The following is a 26789-nucleotide window of genomic DNA, read 5'->3' as shown; positions in this document are numbered from 1 at the left end:
CCTGGATTGCCCCCCCGTTTTGCTGTCGCCGTGGCAAAATGCTACAGTGCAATTTAGTCGAAACTTCCCGCTTCCGGAGCCACCATGTTCAAAGACCTGAGTATCAAGAATAAACTGTACCTGGGCTTCGGCTCCATCGTGGCCATCATCCTGATCCTGCTGGGCGTCGCCTACAACAGTTTTTCGCGCCTGTCGGAGGCCAATGCATGGGACCGACATACGATGGACGTGCTGGTCGAGATCGACAAGATTCACAATTCCGTCCTGCAAATCCAGGTGGAAGTACGCGGTTTCATCCTGACCGGCAACGAAGCCTCGCTGAACCCGGAAACGGACGAGATGGCAGTGCTGAGCCAGCACACGCAAAAAGCCATCAGCATGACGACCGACAACAAGGTACAGTCGGAACGCTTCCGCAAGATCGACGCGCTGACCAGCACCTGGGTCAAGGAGTGGATCAATCCGCTAATCGAAAAACGCCGCGCGCTGGGCAATGGCCCGGGCGCCACGGAAGCGGTGGCGCGCACCATGCCGCCAGGCGGCTACCCGGCCGTCAAGCAAGCCAACAAGCTGCTCGACGAAGTCGCGGCCGAAGAGTCGCGCTTGCTGGCCGAGCGCACGGCCAATACGGAAAAATTGCAGGAAACCATGCTGCTGACCCTGGCCCTGGGCGGTCTGCTGTGCGTGGTGCTGGCGCTGGGCATTTCCTACCTGCTGGGCCGTTCCATCCTCGGTCCGCTGAACAACCTGACCGATGCCGTCGGGCGCATCGCCGGTGGCGAGCAAAACGCGCGCGCCGCCATCCTCTCGCGCGACGAGCTGGGCAAGGTGACGGAAGAATTCAACCGCATGGCGCAAACCATCCAGGACAACCAGGCCAATGAGCTGGCCGCGACCAACAGCTTGCGGGCCAAGGTCGATTCGCTGCTGGAAGTGGTGTCGAAGGCGGCCTCGGGCGACCTGACGGGCAAGGTCGGCATCACGGGCAGCGACGCCATCGGCCAGCTGGGCAATGGATTGGCGAAGATGTTTGAAAACCTGCGCAGCCTGCTCAACAATGTGCAAAAGGCCGGCATCCAGGTGACGACGTCGGCCACGGAAATCGCCGCCTCGGCACGCCAGCAGGAAGCCACGGGCATCGAGCAGGCGCAAACCAGCGTGGAAATTCTCAGTACCACCAAGGAAATCTCGGCCAATACGAGCCAGTTGCTCAAAACCATGGAAGACGCCACGGCCGTGGCCGACTACACGACGAATGCCACGGCCGAAGCGCAAAACAACCTCAAGCGCATGGATTCGACCATGCAGCACATGGTCTCGGCCACCGACTCCATCAATGCCAAGCTGGCCGCCCTGTCGGAAAAAGCCAGCAATATCAATAGCGTGCTGATCACCATCACCAAGGTGGCCGACCAGACCAATATCCTCTCGCTGAACGCCGCCATCGAGGCGGAAAAGGCGGGCGAAGCGGGCCGCGGCTTCTCCGTGGTAGCCACGGAAATTCGCCGCCTGGCCGACCAGACCTCTGTTTCCACTTGGGATATCGAGCAAATGCTCAAGGAAATGCAGTCGGCCGTGTCGGCCAGCGTGATGGGCATGGATAAGTTTTCCGAGGAAATTCGCCGTAGCGTGGGCGAAGTGCGGCAAGTGGCCGAACAGCTGTCGTCCGTGATGGACCAGGTGCAAAAGCTCACGCCGCAATTTGATGCCGTGCTGCAAGGCATGCAGTCGCAAGCGATAGGCGCGTCGCAAATTTCCGACACCATGATGCAGCTCAACGACGCCACCCAGCAAACGGTGGAATCCTTGAAAGCCACCAGCGAAGCGGTGCACCAGCTGCAATATGCGGCGGGCGACCTGCAGTCGAGCGTGTCGTCCTTCGCCGTCACCATCTGATCCCATGAAAGTACTGCTCTTTCACATCGGACGCGACCGCTATGGCCTGCCCCTGGCCAGCATCGTGCGCGTCTTGCCGCTGCTGGAGCTGAAACAATTGCCGCTCACGCCAGACTATGTGGCCGGCCTGATGGACTTGCACGGTAAGCCCGTGCCGGTGATCGATCTGTCGCGCCTGGCCGGGCTGCCGGCCGCCGCCGCGCAGTTCGACACGCGCATCGTCATCGTCGACTACCGCGCGCCTGGCGGCGCCACGCATGCGCTGGGCTTGATGGCCTCGCAGGTGCGCGGTATCGCCGACATCGACCCGCAAGGGCTTGAAGACAGCGGCGTGGCCACGGCGCCGTTCCTGGGCCAGGTGGCCAGCGATTCCGACGGCATCGTGCAGCTGGTCGAACTGGCACACCTGCTGCCGCCCGACGTGCGTGCGCTGCTGTTTCAAGACGCGAGCGCGCAATGACGGCACAAGCCCTGCTGCGCCGCGCGACCGGCCTGTCCGTCTCCAAAACCGTGGCCGAGCGGGCCGTCGGCCAGCGCATGGAGCAAACGGGCTTTAGCGATAGTGCCGCCTACCTGCAGGCGCTCACGCCGGCCGAAATGACGCAGCTGATCGAACTGGTGGTGGTGCCGGAATCGTGGCTGTTCCGCGACCCGCAGGCGTTCTACGCCACCGTCGAACTGGTGCAGGAACGCTGGGCGCGCGGGCGCGCCACGCGCATCCTGTCGATTCCGTGCGCGGGCGGCGAAGAACCGTATTCGATGGCCATGGCGCTGCGCGACGGCGGCGTGCCGAAACAGGCTTTCAGCATCGACGCGTATGACCTCAGTCCCGGCTGCATCGAACGGGCGCAGGCCGGTGTGTATGGCCGCAACGCCTTCCGTGCCCAGGACGTGGCCTTCCGCGAGCGTTATTTCACGCACGTGGCCGATGACGCCTACCGCATCATCGACGCCCTGCGCGAACAGGTGACCTTCAGGCAGGGCAACCTGCTGCAGTTCGATACGGCCACCTGCAGCCGCCATTACGACGTCATCTTCTGCCGCAACCTGCTGATTTATTTCGACAAGCCGACCACGCGCACGGCCATCCATAACCTGTCCGCCCTGCTGGCCGACGACGGCATGCTGCTGGCCGGCTACGCGGAAGTACCGTCGTTTTGCCAGAACGGCTTTGCGCCGCTGCAGTTCCGCCAGGCCTTCGCGCTGAAAAAGGACGCCACGCCACCGGCCGCCGTGATCCAGGTGGCCGCCTTGCCGCCGCCGACGCGCACGCTGCGCAGCGTGCCGCCCGCGCCACGGCCCGCGCCGGCCCGCGCCGCCCCTGCGCCGGCGGCGCGTCCGCGCCCCGTGCCGGTGCCGGCGCCGCAGCCACCGGCGGATCTGCTGGCCGAAGCGCGCCGACTGGCCGACCGTGGCCAGTTGCGCGAGGCGGGTGAAAAATGCCACGCTCACCTGGCCCGCGTGCCCGAGGCGGCCGAAGCGTATTTCATGCTGGGCATCATCAATGAACTGGCCGGCAAGATGGACCTGGCCGACGACTACTGGCGCCGCTGCATCTATTTGCAGCCGGACCATTACGAGGCGCTGTGCCACCTGTCCCTGCTGGCCGAACGCAATGGCAACCACACGGCCGCCACCACCCTGAAGGCGCGCGCGGCGCGCATCTATCAGCGCCGCCAGGCGTCCAACTAAGGGGCAAGCATGACCAACCTCATCGCCACCGAGTCCTCCGCCGGCATCGACGACTGCTGGAACCATATCGGCGTGGTCGGCGACCAGAGTTGCCCCAGGCTGCCAGCCAATGTACATTGCCGCAACTGCGACGTGTATGCGGGCGCCGCCCAGCGCAACCTGCAACGGCCCGTGGACGCACATTACCAGCGCGACTGGGCCAGCCACTTCCGCCAGATCGATGCGGGCGGCGAAGTGCGCGACAGCTCGGCGCTGGTGTTTCGCATCGGCCGCGAATGGCTGGCACTGCCCACGCGCGTGTTCGATTCCGTGGCGCCGCAAGCGAAGCCGCACGTGCTGCCGCACCGCAGCGGGCGCGGCCTGTCTGGCATCGTCAATATCGGCGGCAAGCTGTATCCGTGCATGTCGCTGGCCAGTTTGCTGGGCATCGACGAACAGGGTGCGCCGCCGGCCCGCGGCCGCCACACCTTTGCGCGCCTGCTGCTGATGCGCTGGGAAGAGCAAGCCTATGCCCTGCCCGTGGCCGACCTGCACGGCATCGTGCGCTATGCCTCGGGCAGCGTGCAAACGCCGGCTGCCACCATCAACAAGGGCCTGTCGCGCTATCTGTCTGGTGTCATCACCGAGGGCGACATGCGCATCGGCTGCCTGGACACGGCGCTGATCGGCTTTCAACTTGCGAGACTATTACGATGAGCCAGGACCAGCACGGCGACCTGAGTGCCTTTTCCATGCTGGACCTGTTCCGCATGGAGGCGGACAGCCAGACCCAGATTCTCACCGATGGCTTGCTGGCCATGGAGCGCCATGCGGGCGACGCGGCCGCCGTCGAATCGATGATGCGCGCGGCGCACTCGATCAAGGGCGCCGCCGCCATCGTCGGCCTGCAAGTGGTGGTGCAGCTGGCGCACGGCATGGAAGACAGCTTTGTCGCCGCCCAGCATGGCCGCCTGAAACTCACGCCGGAGCGGGTCGACGTGCTGCTGTCGGGCGTCGACCTGATCGTGCAGCTGTCACGCCTCGACGATGCGGGCGCCGAAGCGTGGCTGGCCGCCAACGCAACGCAGATCGACCAGACCCTGAACGCCATCGCCGGCATCGCCGAGCTGCCCGAACTGCCGGCCCTGCCCCCGCTGCCTTCGCCTGTGTCGTCGTCCCCCGCCGAACTGCAAGCGACGGTGGCCGGCGGCCTGGCGGGCGAGGAAGTGGAGTCGGCTGCCGCCCACGCGCCGCGCACCGGCGCGCCAGCCAAGGCCCAGGCGCAAAATTTCGACAAACTGCTGTCGCTGGCCAGCGAATCGCGCATCAATGCGCACCAGATGCACCCGTTCATCGGCGCCCTGCAGCGCTTCAAGCGCAACCAGAGCAGCCTGTTTTCCGCCATCGAACAGCTGCATGTCGCCATTGCCCGCTCGGGCGACCCGGACCTGATGGAAAAATCCCTGCTGGCACTGCACAAGACGCAGCCCCTGAAGCAGTTCATGCTCGAGCACATCGCCGACATCGAAACCTATGAACGGCGCCTGCTGGCCGTCTCGCAGGGCATGGTCGACGAAGTACTGGCGCTGCGCATGCGCCCTTTCCGCGACGGCATCCACGCGTTCCCGCGCATGGTGCGCGACCTGGCGCGCAGCCTGGGCAAGGAAGTGCAGCTGGAGATCGACGGCGAAGACACTTTGGTCGACCGCGACATCCTGGCGAAGATCGAAAGCCCGCTCAACCACATGCTGAGGAATGCCATCGACCATGGCATGGAAGGCCCGTACGAGCGCATCGACGCTGGCAAGGCAGCAATGGGCACGATATGCATGGAAGCGCGCCACCGCGCCGGCATGCTGAGCATCGAGATCAGCGACGACGGGCGCGGTGTCGACCTGGAAAAAATCCGCCAGTGCGTCATCGAGCGCAAGATGGCCAGCCCCGCCATGGCCGCCGCGCTGTCGCCGGGCGAGCTGCTGGAATTCTTGTTCCTGCCCGCCTTCAGTCTGAAAGCGACGGCCAACCAGTTGTCCGGACGCGGCGTGGGCCTCGATATCGTGCACGAGACGATACGCCAGCAAAACGGCACGGTGCGCCTGGAGTCGGAGCCGGGACGGGGTTTTCGCGCCCTGATTACCCTGCCGCTGACGCAGTCGATCGTGCGCGCGCTGGTGATCGACATCCAGGGCGAGGCCTACGCCATCCCCATCGTCAAGGTGGAAAGCGTGGTGCGCGTGCCGCAAACGGCCATCCATACCCTGGAAAACAAGCAGTTCTTTGAACTCAAGGGCGAGCATCTGGGCCTGGTGTCGGCGGCGCAGGTGCTGGAGCTGGGCGAAACACCCAGCTGCGCCGACGATTTGCCGGTGGTGGTGATCGGGCGCGGCAAGCAAAGCTATGCGCTGGTGGTCGACGCCATCCGCGGCGAGCAAAGCCTGGCGGTGCAAGCCATCGACCCGATCTTTGGCAAGATGCGCGACATTTCCGCCGCCGCCCTGCTCGACGACGGCGAGCCGGTGCTGATCCTCGACGTGCCCGATTTGCTGCTGTCGATCGACAAGCTGCTGCACGAGGGCGGCCTGCACCAGCTGGCGCAGGCCGGCCACGCGCAGCAGCGCCGCGCCAAGCGCATCCTCGTCGTCGACGATTCGCTGACGGTGCGCGAAATGGAGCGCAAGCTGCTGCTGGCGCGCGGCTTCGACGTCGACGTGGCCATCGACGGCATCGACGGCTGGAACGTGGTGCGCAGCGGCGAGTACGACCTGGTGATCACCGACGTGGACATGCCGCGCATGGATGGCATCGAGCTGGTCTCGCTGATCAAGAAAGACCTGCACCTGCACAAGCTGCCGGTGATGATCGTCTCGTACAAGGACCGCCCGGAAGACCGCGCGCGCGGCCTGTCCGCCGGCGCCGATTATTATCTGACCAAAGGCAGCTTCCACGACGAGACCTTGCTCGACGCGGTGGCCGACCTGATAGGAGATGCCCGCTTATGAGTCGTACTTCATGAAAATTGCCATTGTCAACGATGTCGCCATGGCCGCCGAAGCCCTGCGCCGGGTAGTGGCCAGCACGCAGGAGCACCAGGTGCTGTGGATCGCCCGCACGGGACTGGAGGCCGTGCGCATGTGCGAGGCCAACCGTCCCGACCTGATCCTGATGGACCTGAACATGCCGGAGATGGATGGCGTGGAAGCGACGCGCCTGATCATGGAGCAAAGCCCGTGCGCCATCCTGGTGGTCACGGGACGCCCGCAGGACAATGTCAACCAGGTGTTCCGCGCGCTGGGCGCCGGTGCGCTCGACGTCACGGCCACGCCCGTGCTGCAGGGAGAAGTGGGCGGCGACAGCGAACTGCTGGCCAAGATCAAGACCATCGGCAAGCTGATACGCCACAGCGCCGAAGCGCCGCCGCCGCGCCAGGTGCAAGCGAACGGCGAGCGCGGCGATGGCCAGGTCACCACCCTGGTGGCCATCGGCGCCTCGACGGGCGGGCCGTCAGCGGTAGCCAAGGTGCTGTCCGGCTGGACGGCGCCGCCCGGCTGCGCCATCGTGGTGGTGCAACATATCGATGAAACCTTCGCCTCGCACTTCGCCAAATGGCTGGACGATCAACTGGACATGCCGGTGCGCGTGATCGCCGAGGGCGACGAACTGGTGGCAGGCAGCGTGCTGGTCGCCAAGACCAATGATCACCTGCTGCTAGATCAAAATTATCGTTTGGGGTACGATGCGGCACCACGCGACTATGTCTACCGTCCTTCCGTCGATGTCTTCTTTCATTGCGTGGCACAGCACTGGCGCGGCGATGCCATCGGCGTGTTGCTCACAGGCATGGGCCGCGATGGCGGCGATGGCTTGCTGGCCATGCGCCGCGCGGGCAAGACGACGATAGCGCAAGACCAGGCCAGCAGTGCCGTGTATGGCATGCCGCGCGCGGCAGCCGAACTCGATGCAGCGCAGCAAATCCTGCCATTGGATAGAATAGGCGCCAGCCTGCGCAACCGCCTGGGCGCGAAACTCAACAATGGGTGGGAGTCCTCCCCTAACATCTGAAAAGAATGCAATGCCAGAATTTTCCTCCAGTTTCACCCTGCATGAGCCCGCATTGACCGAATTCAAGGTCAGCGTGCTGCTGGTGGACGACCAGTTGATCATTGCTGAAGCAATCCGGCGCATGCTGAGCGACCAGCAGGATATCGAGTTTCATTACGTGACCGACGCCACGCAGGCGCTGGACACGGCGCTGCGCTTGCAACCGACCGTCATCCTGCAAGACCTGGTGCTGCCGGGCATCGACGGCTTCGCGCTGATCCAGCTGTACCGCGACAACGCGGCGCTGGCGCATGTGCCAGTGATCGTGCTGTCGGCCAAGGATGACCCGAAACTGAAGGCCCACAGCTTTGCCGTCGGTGCCAATGATTACGTGGTGAAACTGCCGGACCGCCTGGAATTGCTGGCGCGCATACGCTACCATTCGAATGCGCACATCAGCCGCCTGCAGCGCGACCAGGCATTTCGTTTCCTGCGCGAAAGCCAAAAAAACCTGGCCGATGCCAATATCGAATTACAGAAACTTGCCGCCCTCGATGGCTTGACGGGCATCGCCAACCGCCGCCGCTTCGATGAAACCTTGCAATTCGAATGGCAGCGGGGCCAGCGCGACAAGACGCCGCTGAGCCTGCTGTTCTGCGATATCGACCATTTTAAAAGCTATAACGATCACTTTGGCCACCTGGCGGGCGATCTGTGCCTGAAAAAAGTGGCCGCCGTGCTGACGGAACATCTGAAACGCCCGGCCGACCTGGCAGCCCGCTATGGCGGCGAGGAATTCGCCCTGATCCTGCCGGAAACAGAAGCGGCCGGCGCGCTACTGATCGCCGAAGCGTGCCGGCGTCACCTGGAGGGCTTGCAGATCGAGAACCCGGCGGCAAGCACGGGCATCGTCACCATCTCGATCGGCGTGGCCACCATCGTGCCGTCCCCGGACTCGACGGTCGAGCAACTGATCAACCGCGCCGACCAGGCCCTGTACGCGGCCAAGCGCGGCGGACGCAACAGCGTGTTGAGCGCCGCTGACGTCGAAGACTGATTTTTAACTGAAGGAAAGTGAAGCATGAGCACACAACTGGACAATGTCAGCGTCGTCAAAAAGTCGAATATCTACTTTGACGGCAAGTGCGTCTCGCACAATGTCATCCTGGCCGATGGCACGAAGAAAAGCGTGGGCGTGATTTTCCCGTCATCGCTGCGCTTCAACACGGGCGCGCCGGAAACGATGGAAATCGTCGGCGGCCTGTGCAAGGTCCGCCTGGCCGACGCGACAGAATGGAACAGCTTTGCCGCGGGCACGCAATTCAAGGTGCCGGGCAATAGCCATTTTGATATTGAAACCGTCGAAACTGTCGACTACGTCTGCCACTTCGGCTAATCAGACAAACACAGGCTCGGGCGACAGGCGCACGCCATATTTCGCCTCTACATCATCCTGTATCGCTGCCGCCAGCCGGGTAATGTCCGCGCCACGAGCGCCGCCATTATTCACCAGAACCAGCGCCTGCTTGGGATACACTCCCGCGGGCCCCAGGTTTTTTCCCTTCCAGCCACACTGATCGATCAGCCAGCCGGCTGCCAGCTTTTCCGTACCATCGGCTTGCGCATGGTGCACCAAGGTGGGAAAACGTTCCAACAAGGCAAGACACTGCTCGCGTGACACCACGGGATTCTTGAAGAAACTGCCCGCATTGCCGATCACGGCCGGGTCGGGCAATTTACGCCGGCGTATCGCCATCACCGTTTCAGCCACCTGTTGCGGCGTCGGTTCGGCAAGATGGCGCTCGGCCACGGCCTGTGCCAGTTCCGCATAGCGCAAGTTCGGCTGCCACTCGGCAGGCAAGGCAAACGTCACTTCCAGCACGATCAGTTCGCGCCCGTCCGCCTGCTTGAAGATGCTGTCGCGGTAAGCGAAACGGCAAGCATCGCGGTCCATGTCGAAGACGATGCCGCTGGCGCTGTGCATGACGCTCACGCTATGCAGATAATCCTTGATTTCAACGCCATACGCGCCAATATTCTGGATAGGGGCCGCGCCCACGGTACCGGGGATCAGCGACAGGTTTTCCAGCCCGCCCACGCCTTGCGCCAGGGTCCACTGCACGAAGTCGTGCCAGTTTTCACCGGCGGCGGCGGTGACGAGTATCGTCTCGAAATCGGCCTGCGCCAGGCGCATGCCGCGCGTGGCCATGTGCAGCACGGCGCCGGGAAAGTCGCCCGTCAGGACGATGTTGCTGCCGCCGCCCAGTATCAGGCGCGGCATGGCGGACAAGGCGGGATCTTGCAGCGCGGCCTGCAATTGGGCTTGCGACGTGATGCGTACGTAGGCGGCCGCATTGGCCGTGATGCCGAAGGTATTCAGGCGCTGGAGGGAGTAATTGTGTTCGATGGTGAGCTCTGGATGCATGGGATAGGGGAATTTTGCTCGATTATAGAGCGAAAGCGACAAAAAACCACCGCAGGACAAGGGCGACTTGCCCGTTGTCCGTTAAAATGTCGCATCTTTAACAGGGCCGTCCCATGGCGCAGAATCAGCCGCCAAGGCCCAGTGCGCCGAGCGCGCGCTCGCTTTAACAAGAAAAGGAACAGACCATGCCATCATTTGATGTAGTCTCCGAAGCCGATATGATCGAAGTCAAGAATGCCGTCGAGCAATCCAACAAGGAAATCACGACCCGCTTCGACTTCAAGGGCAGCGACGCCCGCGTCGAACACAAGGAAAACGAACTGACCGCGTTTGCGGACTCGGAATTCCAGCTCAGCCAGGTGCGCGACGTCCTGACGAACAAATTGACCAAACGCAAGGTCGATGTGCGCTTCCTCGACGAAGGCGACATCAAGAAGATCGGCGGCGACAAGGTCAAGCAGATCATCAAGATCAAGAATGGCATCGAATCGGATGATGCCAAGAAAATCGTGCGCGTCATCAAGGACAGCAAGATGAAGGTACAAGCGAGCATCCAGGGTGAAGCCGTGCGCGTCACGGGTGCCAAGCGCGACGACCTGCAGGCGGCCATGACCATGCTGCGCAAGGACGTGCCCGACATGCCGCTGGAATTTAACAATTTCCGCGATTAATTTCGATGCGGCGCGCGATCCGGCCCGCGCTTGCACCAGCATGCTGGCAAGCTGTCCCGGAGAGCCTGCCCGCTTGGGGTAGAATTGAAGCTGCGCACAGCTACATGCGCCCGCGCGCCCGACCGGCAGCGGGCTTGACCGTACATCTGGCTCAGTGATAACCACGGTAGTCTAAGGATAGCAATGAAACGTGTTGATGATTTCCGCCTGCGATTTGGCAAAAAAGAATATGTGCCCATCATGATAGGCGGAATGGGTGTGGATATTTCCACGTCGGAGCTGGCCCTGGAAGCGGCCCGGCTGAACGGTATCGGGCATATCTCCGATGCCATGGTGGAAGACGTGTCGGATCGCCGTTTCGACACCACCTTCGTCAAAGACAAGACGAAACTGTACAAGTTCAACATCAATAATAGCGACAAGGCCGTGGTGCAGTTCGACCTGGGCCGCCTGGCCGAAGCACAGCGCCTGCATATCGGCCGCACCATGGAAGCGAAAAAAGGCGATGGCTTGATCTTCGTCAATTGCATGGAAAAGCTGACCATGAATGGCCCCCGCGAAACCTTGCGCGTGCGCCTGAATGCGGCGCTGGACGCGGGCATCGACGGCATCACCTTGTCGGCCGGCCTGCACTTCGGCTCGTTTGCGCTGATCGCCGACCATCCGCGTTTCCGCGATGCCAAGCTGGGCATCATCGTCTCGTCCGTGCGCGCCTTGCAGATTTTCCTGCGCAAGAACGCCAAGCTGGACCGCCTGCCCGACTTCATCATCGTCGAGGGACCATTGGCCGGCGGCCACCTGGGTTTCGGCATGGACTGGGCCAATTACGACCTGCACACGATTACCGCTGAAATCCTCGCCTACCTGAAGACGGAACAGCTGGACATCCCGCTGATCGCCGCTGGCGGCATTTTCACGGGCAGCGATGCCGTCTCCTTCCTGGAAGCGGGCGCAGCTGGCGTGCAAGTGGCGACGCGCTTCACCGTCACCGAGGAATGCGGCTTGCCAAACAAGGTCAAGCAGGAATACTACAAGGCCTCAGAAGAAGACATCATCGTCAACGGCGTCTCGCCGACGGGCTACCCGATGCGCATGCTGAAAAACACGCCCGCCATCGGCGCCGGCATCCGTCCAGGCTGCGAATCGTATGGCTACCTGCTCGACGCGACGGGCAATTGCGCGTACATCAACTCGTACAACCGCGAAGTGGCGGCCCATCCGGAACAAAAAACCGTCGTCGTGATGGACAAGACGTGCCTGTGCACGCACATGCGCAACTTCAACTGCTGGACCTGCGGCCATTACACGTATCGCCTGAAGGACACCACGCACAAGCTCGACAACGGCGAATACCAGATCCTGACGGCCGAACACGTCTTCAAGGACTACCAGTTCAGCGTCGACAACCAGATCGCCCTGCCGGAAAAAGCAGTCCAAGGCTGAATATGCTCAGCCTGAACTGAAAATGGCGCAGCCTGCGAAGGCTGCGCCATTTTTTATGCGGGAAGCATATCTCGCAATGCCCGCTCGATCACGTCGAACTGTGGCCGCCGCAGCACGTCTTCCTGCAGGCAAGCATCCATCATGGCCTGCAGGCCGGGCAAGGACGTCGCGCCATGCGCGATCAACTCGCCCAGCAGTACGCCAAAGGCGCGCGCCTCTATACCCTGCAGCAAGTCCCCTTGTGGCGAACCGGGCGCAAACATGGACGCTGCGCCAAAGTCGCCCAGCAGGCAGGCGCCACCATCCGCATGCAGGATATTGTGGCCATACAAATCACCATGCACGATGCCGCGCGCATGCAACTGGCACACGGCCGAGGCGATGCCATGGGCAATGGCCAGCGCTTGCGGCGTATCAAAGCGCACGCCATCGGCATACACATCGCGCGTGCATGATGCCAGGCTGGGTGGTCCCGCCAAATTGCGGAAAGCGGCATCGATGAGCGGCATGACCAGGCCCATCGCCTGTTGCGGATGCCCATCGAGCGTCCCAAGGATGGGAATCAGGCCCGCGTGCGTACCCGCGCCGACACAGGCGGCCATTTCGCTGCGCGGCAAGCCGTCGCTGGTCATCGCCCCCTTGAATACTTTGACGGCGACATCATCACGCCCATCGAGGCGGGCACGGTATATCACGCCAGATGCTCCCTCGCCCAGCTGCTGCGCCAATGCCAGGCGGGACCAGGCCACACCCGCCACGCCGGCATCGCTCAGGGCCGCCAGTTCGCGCACTTCCGTGAACGGGTTGCCCGCGTACGCAAGCCAGCTCAGGCACGGCAAAGACAGCAGGCAATCGGGCAGCGCCGTGAAACGGTTGGCGGCAATGCGCACCAGTTCCAATTGGCGGCAATTGGCCAGGGAGGCGGGCAAGCTCGCCAGACAATTTCCCGCCAGCATGAGTTTCTGCAATGCACCACACTTGCCCAACTCATCCGGCAAGACTTCGATGGCATTGTCGGTCAGGGTGAGCCAGCGCAGCCTGGGCGGCAAGGCTGCGGCTGGCACGTGGTCGATCCGGTTCGCCTTGAAACCGATCATTTCCAGCGCAGGACAGGAACCGAGCACGGCCGGCAAGGTGGTGAACAGATTATCCGAGCAAAAAATGATGCGCAGCTTGTGCAGGCGCGGCAAATCGTCAGGCAGGGAGGACAGCGCATTGCCCGATAAATCAAGGATTTCCAGGCTGTCGGCCAGGTCGAATATCTCACGGGGAAAGTCGCTCAAGCCGCAGGACAGCTTCAGGCGGCGCACGCCGACCAGTTGGCCAGTGTGTAATTGTTCCAGTGTATGCACAGCAGACAAGATATCCCTTTCAAAAACCCGGCAAGCGCTGGTATCGCTCAATCCAGCGGACGTAAAAAAACCCCCACCGGATCACCGATGGGGGTTTTTTCGAATAACAAGCCTGACGATAACCTACTTTCACACTGGTTGCAGCACTATCATCGGCGCAAAGTTGTTTCACGGTCCTGTTCGGGATGGGAAGGGGTGGGACCAACTTGCTATGGTCATCAGGCATAACTTGTACTGGCATTTGTCCTCAGTGGAGCGACAAAGCCTGAATCTGGAAGAAGCAAAGATTGGGTAATGAATAGTAGTATCAACAAACGCACAACGTTGTACCGTCTTATCCTCTGTACCTGCTAAGGTTATAGGGACAAGCCGTACGGGCAATTAGTACTGGTTAGCTTAATGCATTACTGCACTTCCACACCCAGCCTATCAACGTCCTGGTCTCGAACGACCCTTCAAAGAGCTCAAGGCTCTGGGAAATCTCATCTCAAGGCAAGTTTCCCGCTTAGATGCTTTCAGCGGTTATCTCTTCCGTATTTAGCTACCCGGCAATGCCACTGGCGTGACAACCGGTACACCAGAGATACGTCCACTCCGGTCCTCTCGTACTAGGAGCAGCCCCCTTCAAATTTCCAACGCCCACGGCAGATAGGGACCAAACTGTCTCACGACGTTTTAAACCCAGCTCACGTACCACTTTAAATGGCGAACAGCCATACCCTTGGGACCGGCTACAGCCCCAGGATGTGATGAGCCGACATCGAGGTGCCAAACTCCCCCGTCGATATGAACTCTTGGGAGGAATCAGCCTGTTATCCCCAGAGTACCTTTTATCCGTTGAGCGATGGCCCTTCCATACAGAACCACCGGATCACTATGTCCTACTTTCGTACCTGCTCGACTTGTCAGTCTCGCAGTTAAGCACGCTTATGCCATTGCACTATCAACACGATGTCCGACCGTATCTAGCGTACCTTCGAACTCCTCCGTTACACTTTAGGAGGAGACCGCCCCAGTCAAACTGCCTACCATGCACTGTCCCCGATCCGGATAACGGACCAAGGTTAGAACCTCAAACAAACCAGGGTGGTATTTCAAGGTTGGCTCCACGAGAACTAGCGTCCCCGCTTCAAAGCCTCCCACCTATCCTACACAGATTGGTTCAAAGTCCAATGCAAAGCTACAGTAAAGGTTCATGGGGTCTTTCCGTCTAGCCGCGGGTAGATTGCATCATCACAAACATTTCAACTTCGCTGAGTCTCGGGAGGAGACAGTGTGGCCATCGTTACGCCATTCGTGCAGGTCGGAACTTACCCGACAAGGAATTTCGCTACCTTAGGACCGTTATAGTTACGGCCGCCGTTTACTGGGACTTCAATCAAGAGCTTGCACCCCATCATTTAATCTTCCAGCACCGGGCAGGCGTCACACCCTATACGTCCACTTTCGTGTTTGCAGAGTGCTGTGTTTTTATTAAACAGTCGCAGCCACCAGTTTATTGCAACCCTTTCACCCTCATGGAGTAAACCAATCAAGCTACCGGGGCGTACCTTTTCCCGAAGTTACGGTACCAATTTGCCGAGTTCCTTCTCCCGAGTTCTCTCAAGCGCCTTAGAATACTCATCTCGCCCACCTGTGTCGGTTTGCGGTACGGTCTCGTATGACTGAAGCTTAGAGGCTTTTCTTGGAACCACTTCCGATTGCTTCATGAATAAATTCACTCGTCTCAACCCCTTGAATTCCGTACCCGGATTTGCCTAAGTACCTTCTATGAGCCAAAAACCAACTATTCCAACAGTTGGACAACCTTCCGCGATCCGTCCCCCCATCGCATCATACGACGGTGCAGGAATATTAACCTGCTTCCCATCAGCTACGCATCTCTGCCTCGCCTTAGGGGCCGACTCACCCTGCTCCGATGAACGTTGAACAGGAAACCTTGGGCTTACGGCGTGGAGGCTTTTCACCCCCATTATCGCTACTCATGTCAGCATTCGCACTTCTGATACCTCCAGCATCCTTTACAAAACACCTTCGCAGGCTTACAGAACGCTCTCCTACCATATCCAATAAAGGATATCCGCAGCTTCGGTGACTGGCTTAGCCCCGTTACATCTTCCGCGCAGGACGACTCGATCAGTGAGCTATTACGCTTTCTTTAAATGATGGCTGCTTCTAAGCCAACATCCTGACTGTTTTAGCCTTCCCACTTCGTTTTCCACTTAGCCAATCTTTGGGACCTTAGCTGGCGGTCTGGGTTGTTTCCCTCTTGACGCCGGACGTTAGCACCCGACGTCTGTCTCCCAAGCTCGCACTCATCGGTATTCGGAGTTTGCAATGGTTTGGTAAGTCGCAATGACCCCCTAGCCATAACAGTGCTCTACCCCCGATGGTGATACTTGAGGCACTACCTAAATAGTTTTCGGAGAGAACCAGCTATTTCCAAGTTTGTTTAGCCTTTCACCCCTACCCACAGCTCATCCCCTAATTTTTCAACATTAGTGGGTTCGGACCTCCAGGGCGTGTTACCGCACCTTCATCCTGGCCATGAGTAGATCACTTGGTTTCGGGTCTACACCCAGCGACTGATCGCCCTATTCGGACTCGATTTCTCTACGGCTTCCCTATGCGGTTAACCTTGCCACTGAATGTAAGTCGCTGACCCATTATACAAAAGGTACGCAGTCACGGAACAAGTCCGCTCCTACTGTTTGTATGCACACGGTTTCAGGATCTATTTCACTCCCCTTCCGGGGTTCTTTTCGCCTTTCCCTCACGGTACTGGTTCACTATCGGTCGATTACGAGTATTTAGCCTTGGAGGATGGTCCCCCCATATTCAGACAGGATGTCACGTGTCCCGCCCTACTTGTCGTACGCTTAGTATCACCGGTCCAATTTCACATACGGGGCTATCACCCACTATGGCTCCCATTTCCAGGGGATTCTGTTATCGGTCCGACTATCACGTACAGGCTCTTCCCATTTCGCTCGCCGCTACTTTGGGAATCTCGGTTGATTTCTTTTCCTGCAGCTACTTAGATGTTTCAGTTCGCCGCGTTCGCCTTGCATACCTATGTATTCAGTATGCAATACCCTAAAAGGGTGGGTTGCCCCATTCGGAAATCTGCGGATCAAAGTGTGTTTGCTCACTCCCCGCAGCTTATCGCAAGCTACTACGTCCTTCATCGCCTGTAATCGCCAAGGCATCCACCATGTGCACTTATTCGCTTGTCCCTATAACGTTAGCCTCTCATCATTTGCATGACGAAAGAGCGCTACAGGGATAAGAAAGTACAACGTTGTTGCTTGTTTGTTGATACATACAATCATTACCCATCAAGTCGCCTCATGCATTGCTGCACGCATAGACTTGATCAATAAATAATCTTTACTTCTTCCAGATTGTTAAAGAACGAAACAGCTTTGATCGCTAAAAGATCAAATCTAAACCCAGAGGCTTACATTTGTACTTTCGAGTAAAACGTGGTGGAGGATGACGGGATCGAACCGACGACCCCCTGCTTGCAAAGCAGGTGCTCTCCCAGCTGAGCTAATCCCCCTGAGATTTTACTAATTAGCTGGTAGGGCTGGTTGGACTCGAACCAACGACCCCCGCGTTATCAACACGGTGCTCTAACCAGCTGAGCTACAGCCCCAACGCGGTGCTACTACGACTACTGTTTCTTCTTAATTAAACAGCCGATAAGTGTGAACATTTGATGCGTGAACCAGTTACCTGATTCGTGCAAACTCTAGAAAGGAGGTGATCCAGCCGCACCTTCCGATACGGCTACCTTGTTACGACTTCACCCCAGTCACGAATCCTACCGTGGTAAGCGCCCTCCTTACGGTTAAGCTACCTACTTCTGGTAAAACCCGCTCCCATGGTGTGACGGGCGGTGTGTACAAGACCCGGGAACGTATTCACCGCGACATGCTGATCCGCGATTACTAGCGATTCCAACTTCATGCAGTCGAGTTGCAGACTACAATCCGGACTACGATACACTTTCTGCGATTAGCTCCCCCTCGCGGGTTGGCGGCGCTCTGTATGTACCATTGTATGACGTGTGAAGCCCTACCCATAAGGGCCATGAGGACTTGACGTCATCCCCACCTTCCTCCGGTTTGTCACCGGCAGTCTCATTAGAGTGCCCTTTCGTAGCAACTAATGACAAGGGTTGCGCTCGTTGCGGGACTTAACCCAACATCTCACGACACGAGCTGACGACAGCCATGCAGCACCTGTGTACTGGTTCTCTTTCGAGCACTCCCTGATCTCTCAAGGATTCCAGCCATGTCAAGGGTAGGTAAGGTTTTTCGCGTTGCATCGAATTAATCCACATCATCCACCGCTTGTGCGGGTCCCCGTCAATTCCTTTGAGTTTTAATCTTGCGACCGTACTCCCCAGGCGGTCTACTTCACGCGTTAGCTGCGTTACCAAGTCAATTAAGACCCGACAACTAGTAGACATCGTTTAGGGCGTGGACTACCAGGGTATCTAATCCTGTTTGCTCCCCACGCTTTCGTGCATGAGCGTCAATCTTGACCCAGGGGGCTGCCTTCGCCATCGGTGTTCCTCCACATATCTACGCATTTCACTGCTACACGTGGAATTCTACCCCCCTCTGCCAGATTCTAGCCTTGCAGTCTCCAATGCAATTCCCAGGTTGAGCCCGGGGATTTCACATCAGACTTACAAAACCGCCTGCGCACGCTTTACGCCCAGTAATTCCGATTAACGCTTGCACCCTACGTATTACCGCGGCTGCTGGCACGTAGTTAGCCGGTGCTTATTCTTCAGGTACCGTCATTAGCAAGAGATATTAGCTCTCACCGTTTCTTCCCTGACAAAAGAGCTTTACAACCCGAAGGCCTTCTTCACTCACGCGGCATTGCTGGATCAGGCTTTCGCCCATTGTCCAAAATTCCCCACTGCTGCCTCCCGTAGGAGTCTGGACCGTGTCTCAGTTCCAGTGTGGCTGGTCGTCCTCTCAGACCAGCTACTGATCGATGCCTTGGTAGGCTTTTACCCTACCAACTAGCTAATCAGATATCGGCCGCTCCACGAGCATGAGGTCTTGCGATCCCCCACTTTCATCCTTAGATCGTATGCGGTATTAGCGTAACTTTCGCTACGTTATCCCCCACTCTAGGGTACGTTCCGATATATTACTCACCCGTTCGCCACTCGCCACCAGAGCAAGCTCCGTGCTGCCGTTCGACTTGCATGTGTAAGGCATGCCGCCAGCGTTCAATCTGAGCCAGGATCAAACTCTTCAGTTTAATCTCTGTTTAATGTCATTTCTGACAGGTCGGACAGTATCACTACCATCCAAATCTTTTGCATTGCAAAAGATTTGCTCACTCAAAAAACTGACAGGCTACTTCCAAAGAAGTATCCTATTTCATTATTTCTTGTGAACATTTGATATTTTAAGTTAGACGCCAATCCGAAGATTGACGCTGCACTTACATCAAATGCCCACACTTATCGACTGTTAATTGTTAAAGAACGGTATTCGGTACTGCTTTCGCGCTATCGACAAAGCGTTGTGTTTGTCAGCTGCGAAGAATGGAGAGTATGAAGCTTTTTCAGCATTTCGTCAACCTTCTTTTTTGCCCGCTTCACTCGGCATTTGCATGCAGCGTTCAGCGAGGGGGCGAATTATAGCCTTGGGCTGCGCGTCCCGCAAGGGCTATTTTGATTCCGCACCTCCCCTCACCGCCCAGCAAGCCTTGTCTTCACTTCAAGCGCCTTTTTGTGCAGCCTGTCGCAATCGGCTGGCTTAGTTCGTGGTCTTTAGGCACAGTGGCAACATCAGACTCTGACGCACCTCAACAAGGGGTTAAACTTGCCCGCTGCGTCGATTAACTCTTGTACTTGAAAGTGCTCCCATGCTTCCGATTTCCAGCCTGCCCCAATTGTTGAAAACCATCCTCGCTTGGGTGCAACGGGCATTCGACGCGACGACAACCTGGGTTACCCAACTGTCTTGGTGGAAATTTTTCCTGTTCGCGGCGCTGGCCCTGATCGCCGGCTCCATTTTGCAAGATGAGCTGTTCTCGTCCAGCCCGGACGAAGAAGTGGTCATCAAGTCGCATAAACGCAGCAGCAAGGGAACGGGCGAAACCAATATCCTGATCGACGATACCGGCATCCATTTCAATCCCCGCAATAGCAAGAGCCGGCGCAGCAGCGCGGCCGACGCGGCCAGCGATCCGGCCGATGCCGCCGAGGCGGACGCCCAAGCCAGCGCCGTACCGCCAGAGCCGCCTCAACCACCGGCCGCCCCCGCCAAACCCAGCTACCCTGTAACAACCAATGCTTCGGGGGAAGAAGTCCATATTGAATTGCCACCACAAATCGGCGAAGAGCTGTCGAATGCCATCGAAGAAGCTGTCGATGATGCTGCGGAGCAAAAAGTGTCGCGCTACCACCAGCAAGCGTCGACCTGGTTCAAGAGTTTTGTATCCTTGCTGGTGCTGGCCCTGTTCGCCATGAAAGCCCTGGTTGGCGGCAAAAAACGCGCCGAAGCGGAAACTGTCACAGCGAATGAGGCGGCCGAACGCGAATCCATGCAGCGCCAGCTCAGCGAAGCGAAGATGCAGATGATGCAGGCGCAAGTCGAGCCGCACTTCCTGTTCAACACGCTTGCCTCCGTCGAACACTTGATCCAGGTTGATCCACCGCGCGCGGCCAAGATGCAGCGCAGCCTGATCCAGTATCTGCGCGCGGTGCTGCCGCAAATGCGCGACAACGCCCTGATTACCAACCTGGGCCGCGAAGCGGACATGGTGCAAGCGTACTTGAACCTGCTGAAAATGCGCATGGAAGAACGCCTGACCGTCGATTTCCAGATTCCCGATGGCCTGCGCAGCGCCGCGTTCCCGCCCATGATGCTGCAATCGATGGTGGAAAATGCCATCAAGCATGGCCTGGAAGTCAAGCCGGAAGGCGGCACCCTGCGCATCGTGGCCGAAGTGGCGCACAGCAAGCTGCGCGTGATCGTCACCGATGACGGCCTGGGCTTTGGCGTGGTACCCAGCGATGGCACGGGACTGGGTTTGCCTACCATCCGCGAACGCCTGAAGCTGCTGCATGGCGACCAGGGCAGCCTGACCATCACGCCCAACCAGCCCAGCGGTGTCTGCGCCGTGATCGAAGTGCCCTATCAGCTGTCTAAATAAGACAGTTGATAAAAACGCTAAATCATTGAATAATCAATCTTCGCCTGTTCACACTAGAGACCTATGCCTACCGCTATTATTGCCGATGACGAAAGACTGATGCGCGACCAGCTGCGCCTGCGCCTGGGCCAGGCCTGGCCCGAACTGGAAATCATTGGCGAAGCCAAGAATGGCGACGAAGCGATCGAACTGGTGGAGCAACTCAAGCCCGACTTTGCCTTCCTCGATATCCGCATGCCGGGCAAGACGGGCATGGAAGCGGCGCAAGTGATTGGCAGCAAGACGCATATCGTCTTTGTCACGGCCTACGATACCCACGCCGTCGAAGCCTTCGAGCGGGGCGCCGTCGATTATGTGCTCAAGCCGCCCGAGCATGAGCGCTTGCTGGTGACGGTGGAGCGCCTGAAAACGCACCTGAACAAGCCTGCGCTGGACGTCAACAGCAGCGTGACGGCCATGCTGTCGCAACTGGCGGAAAAAATCACGGCCAAGCCCACCTATTTGCAATGGATACAGGCCAGCATCGGCCAGGACTTGCGCATGATCCCTGTGGAAGAGATTTTATTTTTCCGTTCGGACGAGAAATACACCTGCGTGCAAACCGCCAAGTACGAGGCACTGATCCGCAAGCCCGTGCGCGATCTGGCCGAAGAGCTCGATCCTGCGCTGTTCTGGCAAATCCACCGCGCCACCCTGGTCAACGTGAATGCCATCGAAGGCGTGACGCGCGACATCCGCGGCCGCCACCTGGTACTCATCAAAGGCAAGTCCGACAAGCTCGAAGTGAGCCGCAGCTTCTTGCACCTGTTCAAGCAAATGTAAGTCGCTCGCCGCCGCCCGGCCCATGCCGGCGCGGCGCCTTGATCTCTTCCTCCCCCCTTCCTGCGCCACATCAAGCCACGCCGCCCCAGCAGGCATAGGCTACATGAAGTCCCACTCTCCATCGCTGTCTTGCCTGCCTTCGTACACGTTCGCAAGGAGAAGCCCATGCCCGACCGAGGCAGTCCCACACTGCTGCGCATCCTGCCGCTGGGCATGGCGGCGGCGCTATTGCTGTGCTTGTTTCCTCCGCTGAAAGCCCGCCGGCAACGGCAGGCGCGCGGGCAAGCCATCATCGACAGCGCCAGCGACGCCATCATCAGCATCGACAGCGGGCAAATCATCCTGCATGCGAACGCGGCGGCAGCCAGATTGTTCGACGACACGCCGGCCGGCATGCGCGGCAGGCGCCTGGGCCACTATATCCTGCGCGACTTGCGTACCCTGGACGGCCTGGGCAAGCACGATGGCGATCCGCCGTTTGGCGACATCAACCAGGAGCTGCGCCTGACGGGCCGGCGCGCCACCGACTACACGCTGACGGGACGGCGCAGCGATGGCGCCATGTTTCCCCTCGAAGGCTCGCTCTCGGCCATGCAAGAAGACGGCCATAGCGTGTTTACCATCATCGTGCGCGATATCAGCGCGCGCCAGCAGATGCATGCACAGCTGGCCCGCTCCTTTTCGCAATTGCGTGAATTGTCGAGCGCTCTGCAATCGATCCGCGAAGAAGAGCGCAAGCATATCGCGCGCGAACTGCATGATGACCTGGGGCAATTGCTAGCCACCTTGCGGGTCGACCTGACTCTGGTGCGCCAGCACTCGGATACCACCGTGGCTCTGCAAGCGTTGCTGCACAGTATGGACGGCTTGCTGGTGACGGCCATCACTTCGCTACGGCGCATCGCCAGCAACCTGCGTCCGCGCGCGCTCGATGAAGGAGGTTTGTATTTCGCGCTGCAAAAATTGCGCCACGACTTCCTGTTGCGCCGCGCCATCCATTTTGACTTGCTGGCCGACGAGGCCGACCTCGTGCTCGACGACGCGCGCAGCACGGCCATCTACCGCATCGTGCAAGAAGCGCTGACGAATATCGCGCGCCATGCCGAGGCCAGCCACATCACCATCGCCCTGCACCGCATCGATTCCTCGCTGGCGATCACCATTCAGGATGACGGCCGCGGCATTGCCGAACATGACCTGGAAAAAGCTGCGGCCCTGGGACTGCTGGGCATGCGCGAGCGGGTGTGGGGCTTGAACGGCAGCATCCATATCGGCGCCGATAGCGAACTGGGCGGCACGCGCATCGACATCTCGCTGCCCATGCATGCCGGGGCGGCAGAAGCCGCAACGCAATAAAAAAGGCGCCCGCAGGCGCCTTCACTCCATCACATCGAATGATGCTTAGAATTTGTGTGCCAGGCCGATCTGGTACGAAGTCAGCGACTTGACGCGCTCGCGGCCAGCGTAAGCGTACACGTCGGTACGCTTCGACAGGTGATAATCGTAGCCGAAGCCGAATTCCTTGATGGTGTCCCGATCCTTGAACTTGTTGTTGCTTTGCTCTTGCTTGCCGTACGACACTTTGGCATCGCCGCCGCCAACCGTGTAGTTCAGGCCGATCAAGTAGGACTTGAATTCGCCGTTGGCAGCCACCTTGGTGTCGCCTTTCGAGTAGGCGGCCGTAATCTTGGCCGGGCCGAATTTATAGCCGCCACCGATGGACCACAGGTCAGGCTTGGCGGCCGTTGCCGTTGCTTGCACGGCTTTCTCGTAGCCGGCGTGCAAGCTGATCGGGCCATTATCGTAGGTTGCCAGGCCGATCACGCCTGCGTCAGCGCTGTTGACTTCGCTCAGTACGTATTGCAGGCTGCCCACGAAACCTTCAAAGCTTGGGCTGTTGTAGGTCACGGCATTGTTGACGCGCGACGAGCCGACACCCGAACGCAGCAGGGTTTCATTGTTCTTGCCGACCACGCCATAGGTATTGAATGGATCGACGCGGGCGATGGTGCCATCGACCAGATTCTTGGTGCGGCCCAGGATGGCGGTACCGAACGCGCCTTTCAAACCCACGTAAGCCTGACGGTCGAACAACACGCCCTTTTGCGCGCCGGTGTCAGCCAGGAATTCACTTTCCAGGTTGAAAATTGCGGACAGGCCGCCACCCAGATCTTCCGTACCCTTGAAACCGAGGCGCGACGCATTGTTTTCGCGTTGTACCGTCGGCTGGCCAGTGGTCTTGGCGATACCGAGGTCAACCAGACCATACACGGTAACGTTCGATTGTGCTTGCGCCGTAGCTGCTGCGAAGGTGCCGATGATCAATGCTGCCAGAGTAATTTTTTTCACTTGAGATTCTCTACATTAGGTTGGACAAGTTGAGCTGCTGCTGAGCTGCTTAGCTGCTGAACCGAATCATGCCCACGAAATACTTCAACAATATGACATCGACAAGATGTTGCTTTTTGGCACAACATCGTGTCACATAAAAACAACAGCCGAAAAAAAACCGCCCGAAGGCGGTTCATGCGGCGTGAGGCCTATTTACCGTAGGTCGGATTAGCGTGGCAAGGCCACGCGTAATCCGACAACATTGTTGGCAAGGCGGCGGTGTCGGATTACGCGGCTGCGCCGCTAATCCGACCTACCATATAGACAGATCAGCTTTATTTCAGGCGGCAGCTCAGCAGCCAGTAGTATTCCAGGCGCTTCATGCGGATTTCACGAGCCGAGTGGGCAAACTTCTTGCGCAGATGACTATCCGACGGGAAATTCTTCAGCACTTCATAGCGCTCGCCCGCCTCCGTCGTGCGGAACTGGTGGGTATTGCCCAGCAAGTCAGTGCGCGCGATGACCGTGCTGCTGCCATCGACATAGGAATTGTCGATCAGCACCAGCAGGATGTCCTTGCCCAGCTTGTTGCGCAATTGCTTCAGGTATTTGTCCTGGTCTTCGCGCTTGACGTGCGACCACCAGAAACCGGCGAACACGGCCGTGAACTTGCCCAGCACATCATCGGGCAAGTTGAATGCGTCGAGCTTGGCGAAGGTGACGTTGTCGGGCAAGCCGCGGGCTTGGGCCAGCGCCAGCATTTCATCGTTGATATCGGTGGCCAGCACGGACTCGGCCGACTCGGCGACCACTTCCGTCCAGTAGCCGGTACCGCAGGCCAGTTCCAGCACGGTGTGGCCTTCCAGCACGTCGGCAACCTTGTCGCGCAACACTTCCAGGTCTTCCTGGCGTTCGGGCTTGTCATAGACGCGCTCGTACTGCTGCGCGATGGTGGCGTAATATTTGGCAAGCTGATCGGTAATCATTGTTTCTTCTCTTCTTAAATAATCTTGGCCAGGCACATCGCCCGGCCGACTTCATGCATTGTTATAGTTCGTAGTGCTCTTTATCACCGCTCATCGCCTGCTCAATGAGCTTGCGGTTCAGGGTCGGCGTCAGCAACTCGATAAAGGTATAAATATAGCTGCGCAAATACGCGCCCTGCTTGACGGCTACGCGCGACACATTCATGCCGAACAGGTGGCCGACAGGGATGGAGCGCAAGCCTTTGTCGCGTTCGGCATCAAAGGCCATACCCGCTATGATACCAATCCCCATGCCCAACTCGACATAAGTCTTGATGACGTCGGCATCGATGGCTTCCAGCAAGATGTCCGGCTTCAGGCCGCGCAGCACGAAAGCGTGGTCGATCTTGTTGCGTCCGGCAAACGCGCTGTCATAGGTAATCAGGGGGAAGGCAGCGATTTCTTCCAAGGTTACGGACTTCGATTTGAGCAGCGGATGGTCGACCGGCACCACCACCACATGCTCCCATTGATAGCAGGGCAAGGTAATCAGGCCATCGATGGCGGCAATCGATTCCGTGGCGATGGCAAGATCGGCCTGGTCGCGCTGCACCATCTCGGCGATCTGGCGTGGGTTGCCTTGCAGCAAAGATAAGCGTACCTTGGGGAACTTCAGCATGAACGCTTGCACCACCTTGGGCAAGGTGTAGCGCGCCTGCGTATGCGTGGTGGCAATGGTAAAGCTGCCGCTGTCCTGCGCCGCGAATTCCTTGCCGATGCGCTTCATGCTGTCGATTTCCTGCATGATCAGCTCGACCGATTCCAGCACCAGGCGGCCCGGCTCCGTCAAGCCGCGGATGCGCTTGCCGTGGCGTGTAAAAATATCCACGCCCAGCTCTTCCTCCAGCTCGATGATGGCTTTCGATACGCCCGGTTGCGACGTAAACAAGGCCTTGGCGGCATCCGTCAGGTTATAGTTCTGACGGACCGCTTCGCGCACGAAGCGCAGTTGATGGAGATTCATTGCTGGTTTGCCCTAGATTGCCGTAATTTACCGAGTTTCCGCCCTACCCATGATTTTGCGTTCATGCATATACGCATATCGCATATAAGCAAATGCGTACTAAGTAGTTTGGAATAAACACTAAGTTTATTACTATTGCGGGTACTTTGGGGGTGCAAGCATGACTTTGTCTTATATAGTCTCAGGATTTGCCGTAGGATTACTCGTAGGAATGACCGGCGTGGGCGGCGGCTCGCTGATGACGCCGCTGTTAACCCTGCTGTTTGGCGTACCGCCCTCCGTGGCCGTGGGCACCGACCTGGCGTTCGCCTCGATCACCAAGAGCGCCGGCACCCTGACGCACCGCCTGCGTGGCACCATCCGCTGGGATATCGTCAAGCGCCTGTGCATCGGCGCCCTGCCTGCCGCCGTCGTCGCGACCCTGGCGCTGAAATCATTCGGCACCCTGTCGCCGGAAATCGGCCAGATCATCCGTTACTCGATCGCCGCCTCCGTGCTGCTGACCGTCGTGGCGCTGATCTTCAAGGGCCGCATGCTGGCCTGGATCAACGCGCACCCTGAGAAACAATTACAAGGCAACAAACTTGCCGCCGCGACCATCATCGCCGGCGCCGTGCTGGGCGTGCTGGTGACGGTCTCGTCGATCGGTGCCGGCGCCATCGGCGCCACCTTGCTGGTGATGCTGTATCCACGCATGACCTCGGCCGAAGTGGCGGGCACCGATATCGCCTACGCCGTGCCCCTGACTGCCATCGCCGCCCTGGGCCACTGGTGGCTCGGCTCCATCCACTGGGAATTGCTGGCCTCGCTGCTGGTCGGCTCCCTGCCCGGCATCACGCTCGGCTCCTGGGTGGCCCGCTCCGTGCCGGAAAAGTTTTTAAGAGTGCTGCTGGCGATGACCTTGACCGGCGTGGCAATAAAGCTAATCTATTAAAGACAAGAGCAGTATCCAGAACA

General features: G+C 59.0%; 19 protein-coding genes, 2 tRNA genes and 3 rRNA genes. 14 read left to right on the top strand and 10 right to left on the bottom strand.

The window, feature by feature from the left end; genetic code table 11:
- Positions 1-84: 84 nt before the first annotated feature.
- From C8C92_RS08895 to C8C92_RS08860, 8 genes are read left to right on the top strand one after another with little or no spacing between them, the layout of a single operon-like run.
- A complete protein-coding gene (locus tag C8C92_RS08895) occupies positions 85-1896 on the top strand; it encodes a methyl-accepting chemotaxis protein (RefSeq protein ID WP_116743566.1) in 1812 nt (603 codons plus the stop codon).
- A 4-nt stretch (positions 1897-1900) separates the two neighbouring features.
- Complete coding sequence (locus C8C92_RS08890) at positions 1901-2356, top strand: chemotaxis protein CheW (protein WP_116743565.1); 456 nt, start codon at positions 1901-1903, stop codon at positions 2354-2356.
- Positions 2353-3588, top strand: coding sequence for a protein-glutamate O-methyltransferase CheR (locus C8C92_RS08885; protein ID WP_116743564.1), 1236 nt, complete (start codon positions 2353-2355; stop codon positions 3586-3588). The genes C8C92_RS08890 and C8C92_RS08885 overlap by 4 nt, the downstream gene beginning before the upstream one ends.
- Positions 3589-3597: 9 nt before the next feature.
- Entirely contained in the window at positions 3598-4284 is a 687-nt protein-coding gene (locus C8C92_RS08880) for a chemotaxis protein CheW (protein ID WP_099760170.1), read from the top strand.
- On the top strand, positions 4281-6566 hold the full coding sequence (locus C8C92_RS08875; RefSeq protein ID WP_116743563.1) for a hybrid sensor histidine kinase/response regulator: 2286 nt from the start codon (positions 4281-4283) through the stop codon (positions 6564-6566). The genes C8C92_RS08880 and C8C92_RS08875 overlap by 4 nt, the downstream gene beginning before the upstream one ends.
- 10 nt (positions 6567-6576) lie before the next feature.
- Positions 6577-7626: a chemotaxis-specific protein-glutamate methyltransferase CheB gene (gene cheB / locus C8C92_RS08870; RefSeq protein WP_099760172.1), complete on the top strand. Its 1050-nt coding sequence runs from the start codon at positions 6577-6579 to the stop codon at positions 7624-7626.
- 10 nt (positions 7627-7636) lie between these two features.
- Entirely contained in the window at positions 7637-8662 is a 1026-nt protein-coding gene (locus tag C8C92_RS08865) for a diguanylate cyclase (RefSeq protein ID WP_116743562.1), read from the top strand.
- A 24-nt stretch (positions 8663-8686) separates the two neighbouring features.
- Positions 8687-9001, top strand: coding sequence for a pyrimidine/purine nucleoside phosphorylase (locus tag C8C92_RS08860; RefSeq protein WP_099760174.1), 315 nt, complete (start codon positions 8687-8689; stop codon positions 8999-9001).
- Here C8C92_RS08860 and murB read toward each other — a convergent pair whose 3' ends face one another.
- On the bottom strand, positions 9002-10030 hold the full coding sequence (murB, locus tag C8C92_RS08855; RefSeq protein WP_099760175.1) for a UDP-N-acetylmuramate dehydrogenase: 1029 nt from the start codon (positions 10028-10030) through the stop codon (positions 9002-9004). It abuts the gene before it with no gap.
- Between the two features lie 185 nt (positions 10031-10215).
- Between murB and C8C92_RS08850 the strand changes: the two genes are divergently transcribed.
- Positions 10216-10701, top strand: a complete 486-nt coding sequence (locus C8C92_RS08850; protein ID WP_010396032.1) for a YajQ family cyclic di-GMP-binding protein — start codon at positions 10216-10218, stop codon at positions 10699-10701.
- 183 nt (positions 10702-10884) lie between these two features.
- Complete coding sequence (locus tag C8C92_RS08845) at positions 10885-12144, top strand: nitronate monooxygenase (RefSeq protein WP_071078790.1); 1260 nt, start codon at positions 10885-10887, stop codon at positions 12142-12144.
- A 53-nt stretch (positions 12145-12197) separates the two neighbouring features.
- Here C8C92_RS08845 and C8C92_RS08840 read toward each other — a convergent pair whose 3' ends face one another.
- The 6 genes from C8C92_RS08840 to C8C92_RS08815 all read right to left on the bottom strand — a co-directional run bounded on the left by C8C92_RS08840 (position 12198) and on the right by C8C92_RS08815 (position 18785).
- Entirely contained in the window at positions 12198-13496 is a 1299-nt protein-coding gene (locus C8C92_RS08840; RefSeq protein WP_116743561.1) for a leucine-rich repeat-containing protein kinase family protein, read from the bottom strand.
- Positions 13497-13606: 110 nt separating this feature from the next.
- Positions 13607-13719: ribosomal RNA gene (gene rrf / locus C8C92_RS08835) — 5S ribosomal RNA — on the bottom strand.
- A gap of 137 nt (positions 13720-13856) precedes the next feature.
- Positions 13857-16732, bottom strand: a 23S ribosomal RNA gene (locus C8C92_RS08830).
- A gap of 250 nt (positions 16733-16982) precedes the next feature.
- Positions 16983-17058 (bottom strand) — tRNA-Ala (locus C8C92_RS08825).
- A gap of 19 nt (positions 17059-17077) precedes the next feature.
- A tRNA-Ile gene (locus C8C92_RS08820) sits at positions 17078-17154 on the bottom strand.
- 100 nt (positions 17155-17254) lie between these two features.
- Positions 17255-18785: ribosomal RNA gene (locus C8C92_RS08815) — 16S ribosomal RNA — on the bottom strand.
- The 16S, 23S and 5S rRNA genes sit together here with 2 tRNA genes alongside, the layout of an rRNA operon.
- 612 nt (positions 18786-19397) lie before the next feature.
- Between C8C92_RS08815 and C8C92_RS08810 the strand changes: the two genes are divergently transcribed.
- From C8C92_RS08810 to C8C92_RS08800, 3 genes are all read left to right on the top strand, one after another.
- Positions 19398-20690, top strand: a complete 1293-nt coding sequence (locus C8C92_RS08810; protein WP_116743560.1) for a histidine kinase — start codon at positions 19398-19400, stop codon at positions 20688-20690.
- Positions 20691-20753: 63 nt separating this feature from the next.
- Positions 20754-21512, top strand: coding sequence for a LytTR family DNA-binding domain-containing protein (locus C8C92_RS08805; RefSeq protein WP_096234411.1), 759 nt, complete (start codon positions 20754-20756; stop codon positions 21510-21512).
- 165 nt (positions 21513-21677) lie between these two features.
- Complete coding sequence (locus C8C92_RS08800; protein ID WP_116743559.1) at positions 21678-22868, top strand: PAS domain-containing sensor histidine kinase; 1191 nt, start codon at positions 21678-21680, stop codon at positions 22866-22868.
- Between the two features lie 45 nt (positions 22869-22913).
- On the opposite strand, the gene C8C92_RS08795 is transcribed toward C8C92_RS08800, so the two are convergent.
- From C8C92_RS08795 to C8C92_RS08785, 3 genes are all read right to left on the bottom strand, one after another.
- Entirely contained in the window at positions 22914-23861 is a 948-nt protein-coding gene (locus C8C92_RS08795) for a porin (RefSeq protein WP_099760179.1), read from the bottom strand.
- A 317-nt stretch (positions 23862-24178) separates the two neighbouring features.
- On the bottom strand, positions 24179-24829 hold the full coding sequence (locus C8C92_RS08790; protein WP_099760180.1) for a class I SAM-dependent methyltransferase: 651 nt from the start codon (positions 24827-24829) through the stop codon (positions 24179-24181).
- A 61-nt stretch (positions 24830-24890) separates the two neighbouring features.
- Positions 24891-25832, bottom strand: coding sequence for a CysB family HTH-type transcriptional regulator (locus tag C8C92_RS08785; RefSeq protein WP_071078844.1), 942 nt, complete (start codon positions 25830-25832; stop codon positions 24891-24893).
- Positions 25833-25992: 160 nt separating this feature from the next.
- Here C8C92_RS08785 and C8C92_RS08780 point away from each other — a divergent pair, with 160 nt between their 5' ends.
- A complete protein-coding gene (locus tag C8C92_RS08780; protein ID WP_096234406.1) occupies positions 25993-26766 on the top strand; it encodes a sulfite exporter TauE/SafE family protein in 774 nt (257 codons plus the stop codon).
- The last annotated feature ends 23 nt before the right edge of the window (positions 26767-26789 follow it).

It is taken from the genome of Janthinobacterium sp. 78 (assembly GCF_003096775.1).
In the GTDB taxonomy this organism is placed as follows: Bacteria; Pseudomonadota; Gammaproteobacteria; order Burkholderiales; family Burkholderiaceae_D; genus Janthinobacterium; species Janthinobacterium tructae.
Note: the sequence above shows the minus strand (reverse complement) of the source record. Positions and strands in the feature narration are given on the sequence as shown.

Coding starts and splice junctions, on each gene's coding strand:
- C8C92_RS08885 (WP_116743564.1), top strand. CDS start 2,353: ATGACGGCACAAGCCCTGCTGCGCCGCGCGACCGGCCTGTCCGTCTCC.
- murB (WP_099760175.1), bottom strand. CDS start 10,030: ATGCATCCAGAGCTCACCATCGAACACAATTACTCCCTCCAGCGCCTG.
- C8C92_RS08805 (WP_096234411.1), top strand. CDS start 20,754: ATGCCTACCGCTATTATTGCCGATGACGAAAGACTGATGCGCGACCAG.
- C8C92_RS08780 (WP_096234406.1), top strand. CDS start 25,993: ATGACTTTGTCTTATATAGTCTCAGGATTTGCCGTAGGATTACTCGTA.
- C8C92_RS08880 (WP_099760170.1), top strand. CDS start 3,598: ATGACCAACCTCATCGCCACCGAGTCCTCCGCCGGCATCGACGACTGC.
- C8C92_RS08845 (WP_071078790.1), top strand. CDS start 10,885: ATGAAACGTGTTGATGATTTCCGCCTGCGATTTGGCAAAAAAGAATAT.
- C8C92_RS08895 (WP_116743566.1), top strand. CDS start 85: ATGTTCAAAGACCTGAGTATCAAGAATAAACTGTACCTGGGCTTCGGC.
- C8C92_RS08865 (WP_116743562.1), top strand. CDS start 7,637: ATGCCAGAATTTTCCTCCAGTTTCACCCTGCATGAGCCCGCATTGACC.
- C8C92_RS08875 (WP_116743563.1), top strand. CDS start 4,281: ATGAGCCAGGACCAGCACGGCGACCTGAGTGCCTTTTCCATGCTGGAC.
- C8C92_RS08890 (WP_116743565.1), top strand. CDS start 1,901: ATGAAAGTACTGCTCTTTCACATCGGACGCGACCGCTATGGCCTGCCC.
- C8C92_RS08850 (WP_010396032.1), top strand. CDS start 10,216: ATGCCATCATTTGATGTAGTCTCCGAAGCCGATATGATCGAAGTCAAG.
- C8C92_RS08860 (WP_099760174.1), top strand. CDS start 8,687: ATGAGCACACAACTGGACAATGTCAGCGTCGTCAAAAAGTCGAATATC.
- C8C92_RS08800 (WP_116743559.1), top strand. CDS start 21,678: ATGCCCGACCGAGGCAGTCCCACACTGCTGCGCATCCTGCCGCTGGGC.
- C8C92_RS08785 (WP_071078844.1), bottom strand. CDS start 25,832: ATGAATCTCCATCAACTGCGCTTCGTGCGCGAAGCGGTCCGTCAGAAC.
- C8C92_RS08810 (WP_116743560.1), top strand. CDS start 19,398: ATGCTTCCGATTTCCAGCCTGCCCCAATTGTTGAAAACCATCCTCGCT.
- C8C92_RS08790 (WP_099760180.1), bottom strand. CDS start 24,829: ATGATTACCGATCAGCTTGCCAAATATTACGCCACCATCGCGCAGCAG.
- cheB (WP_099760172.1), top strand. CDS start 6,577: ATGAAAATTGCCATTGTCAACGATGTCGCCATGGCCGCCGAAGCCCTG.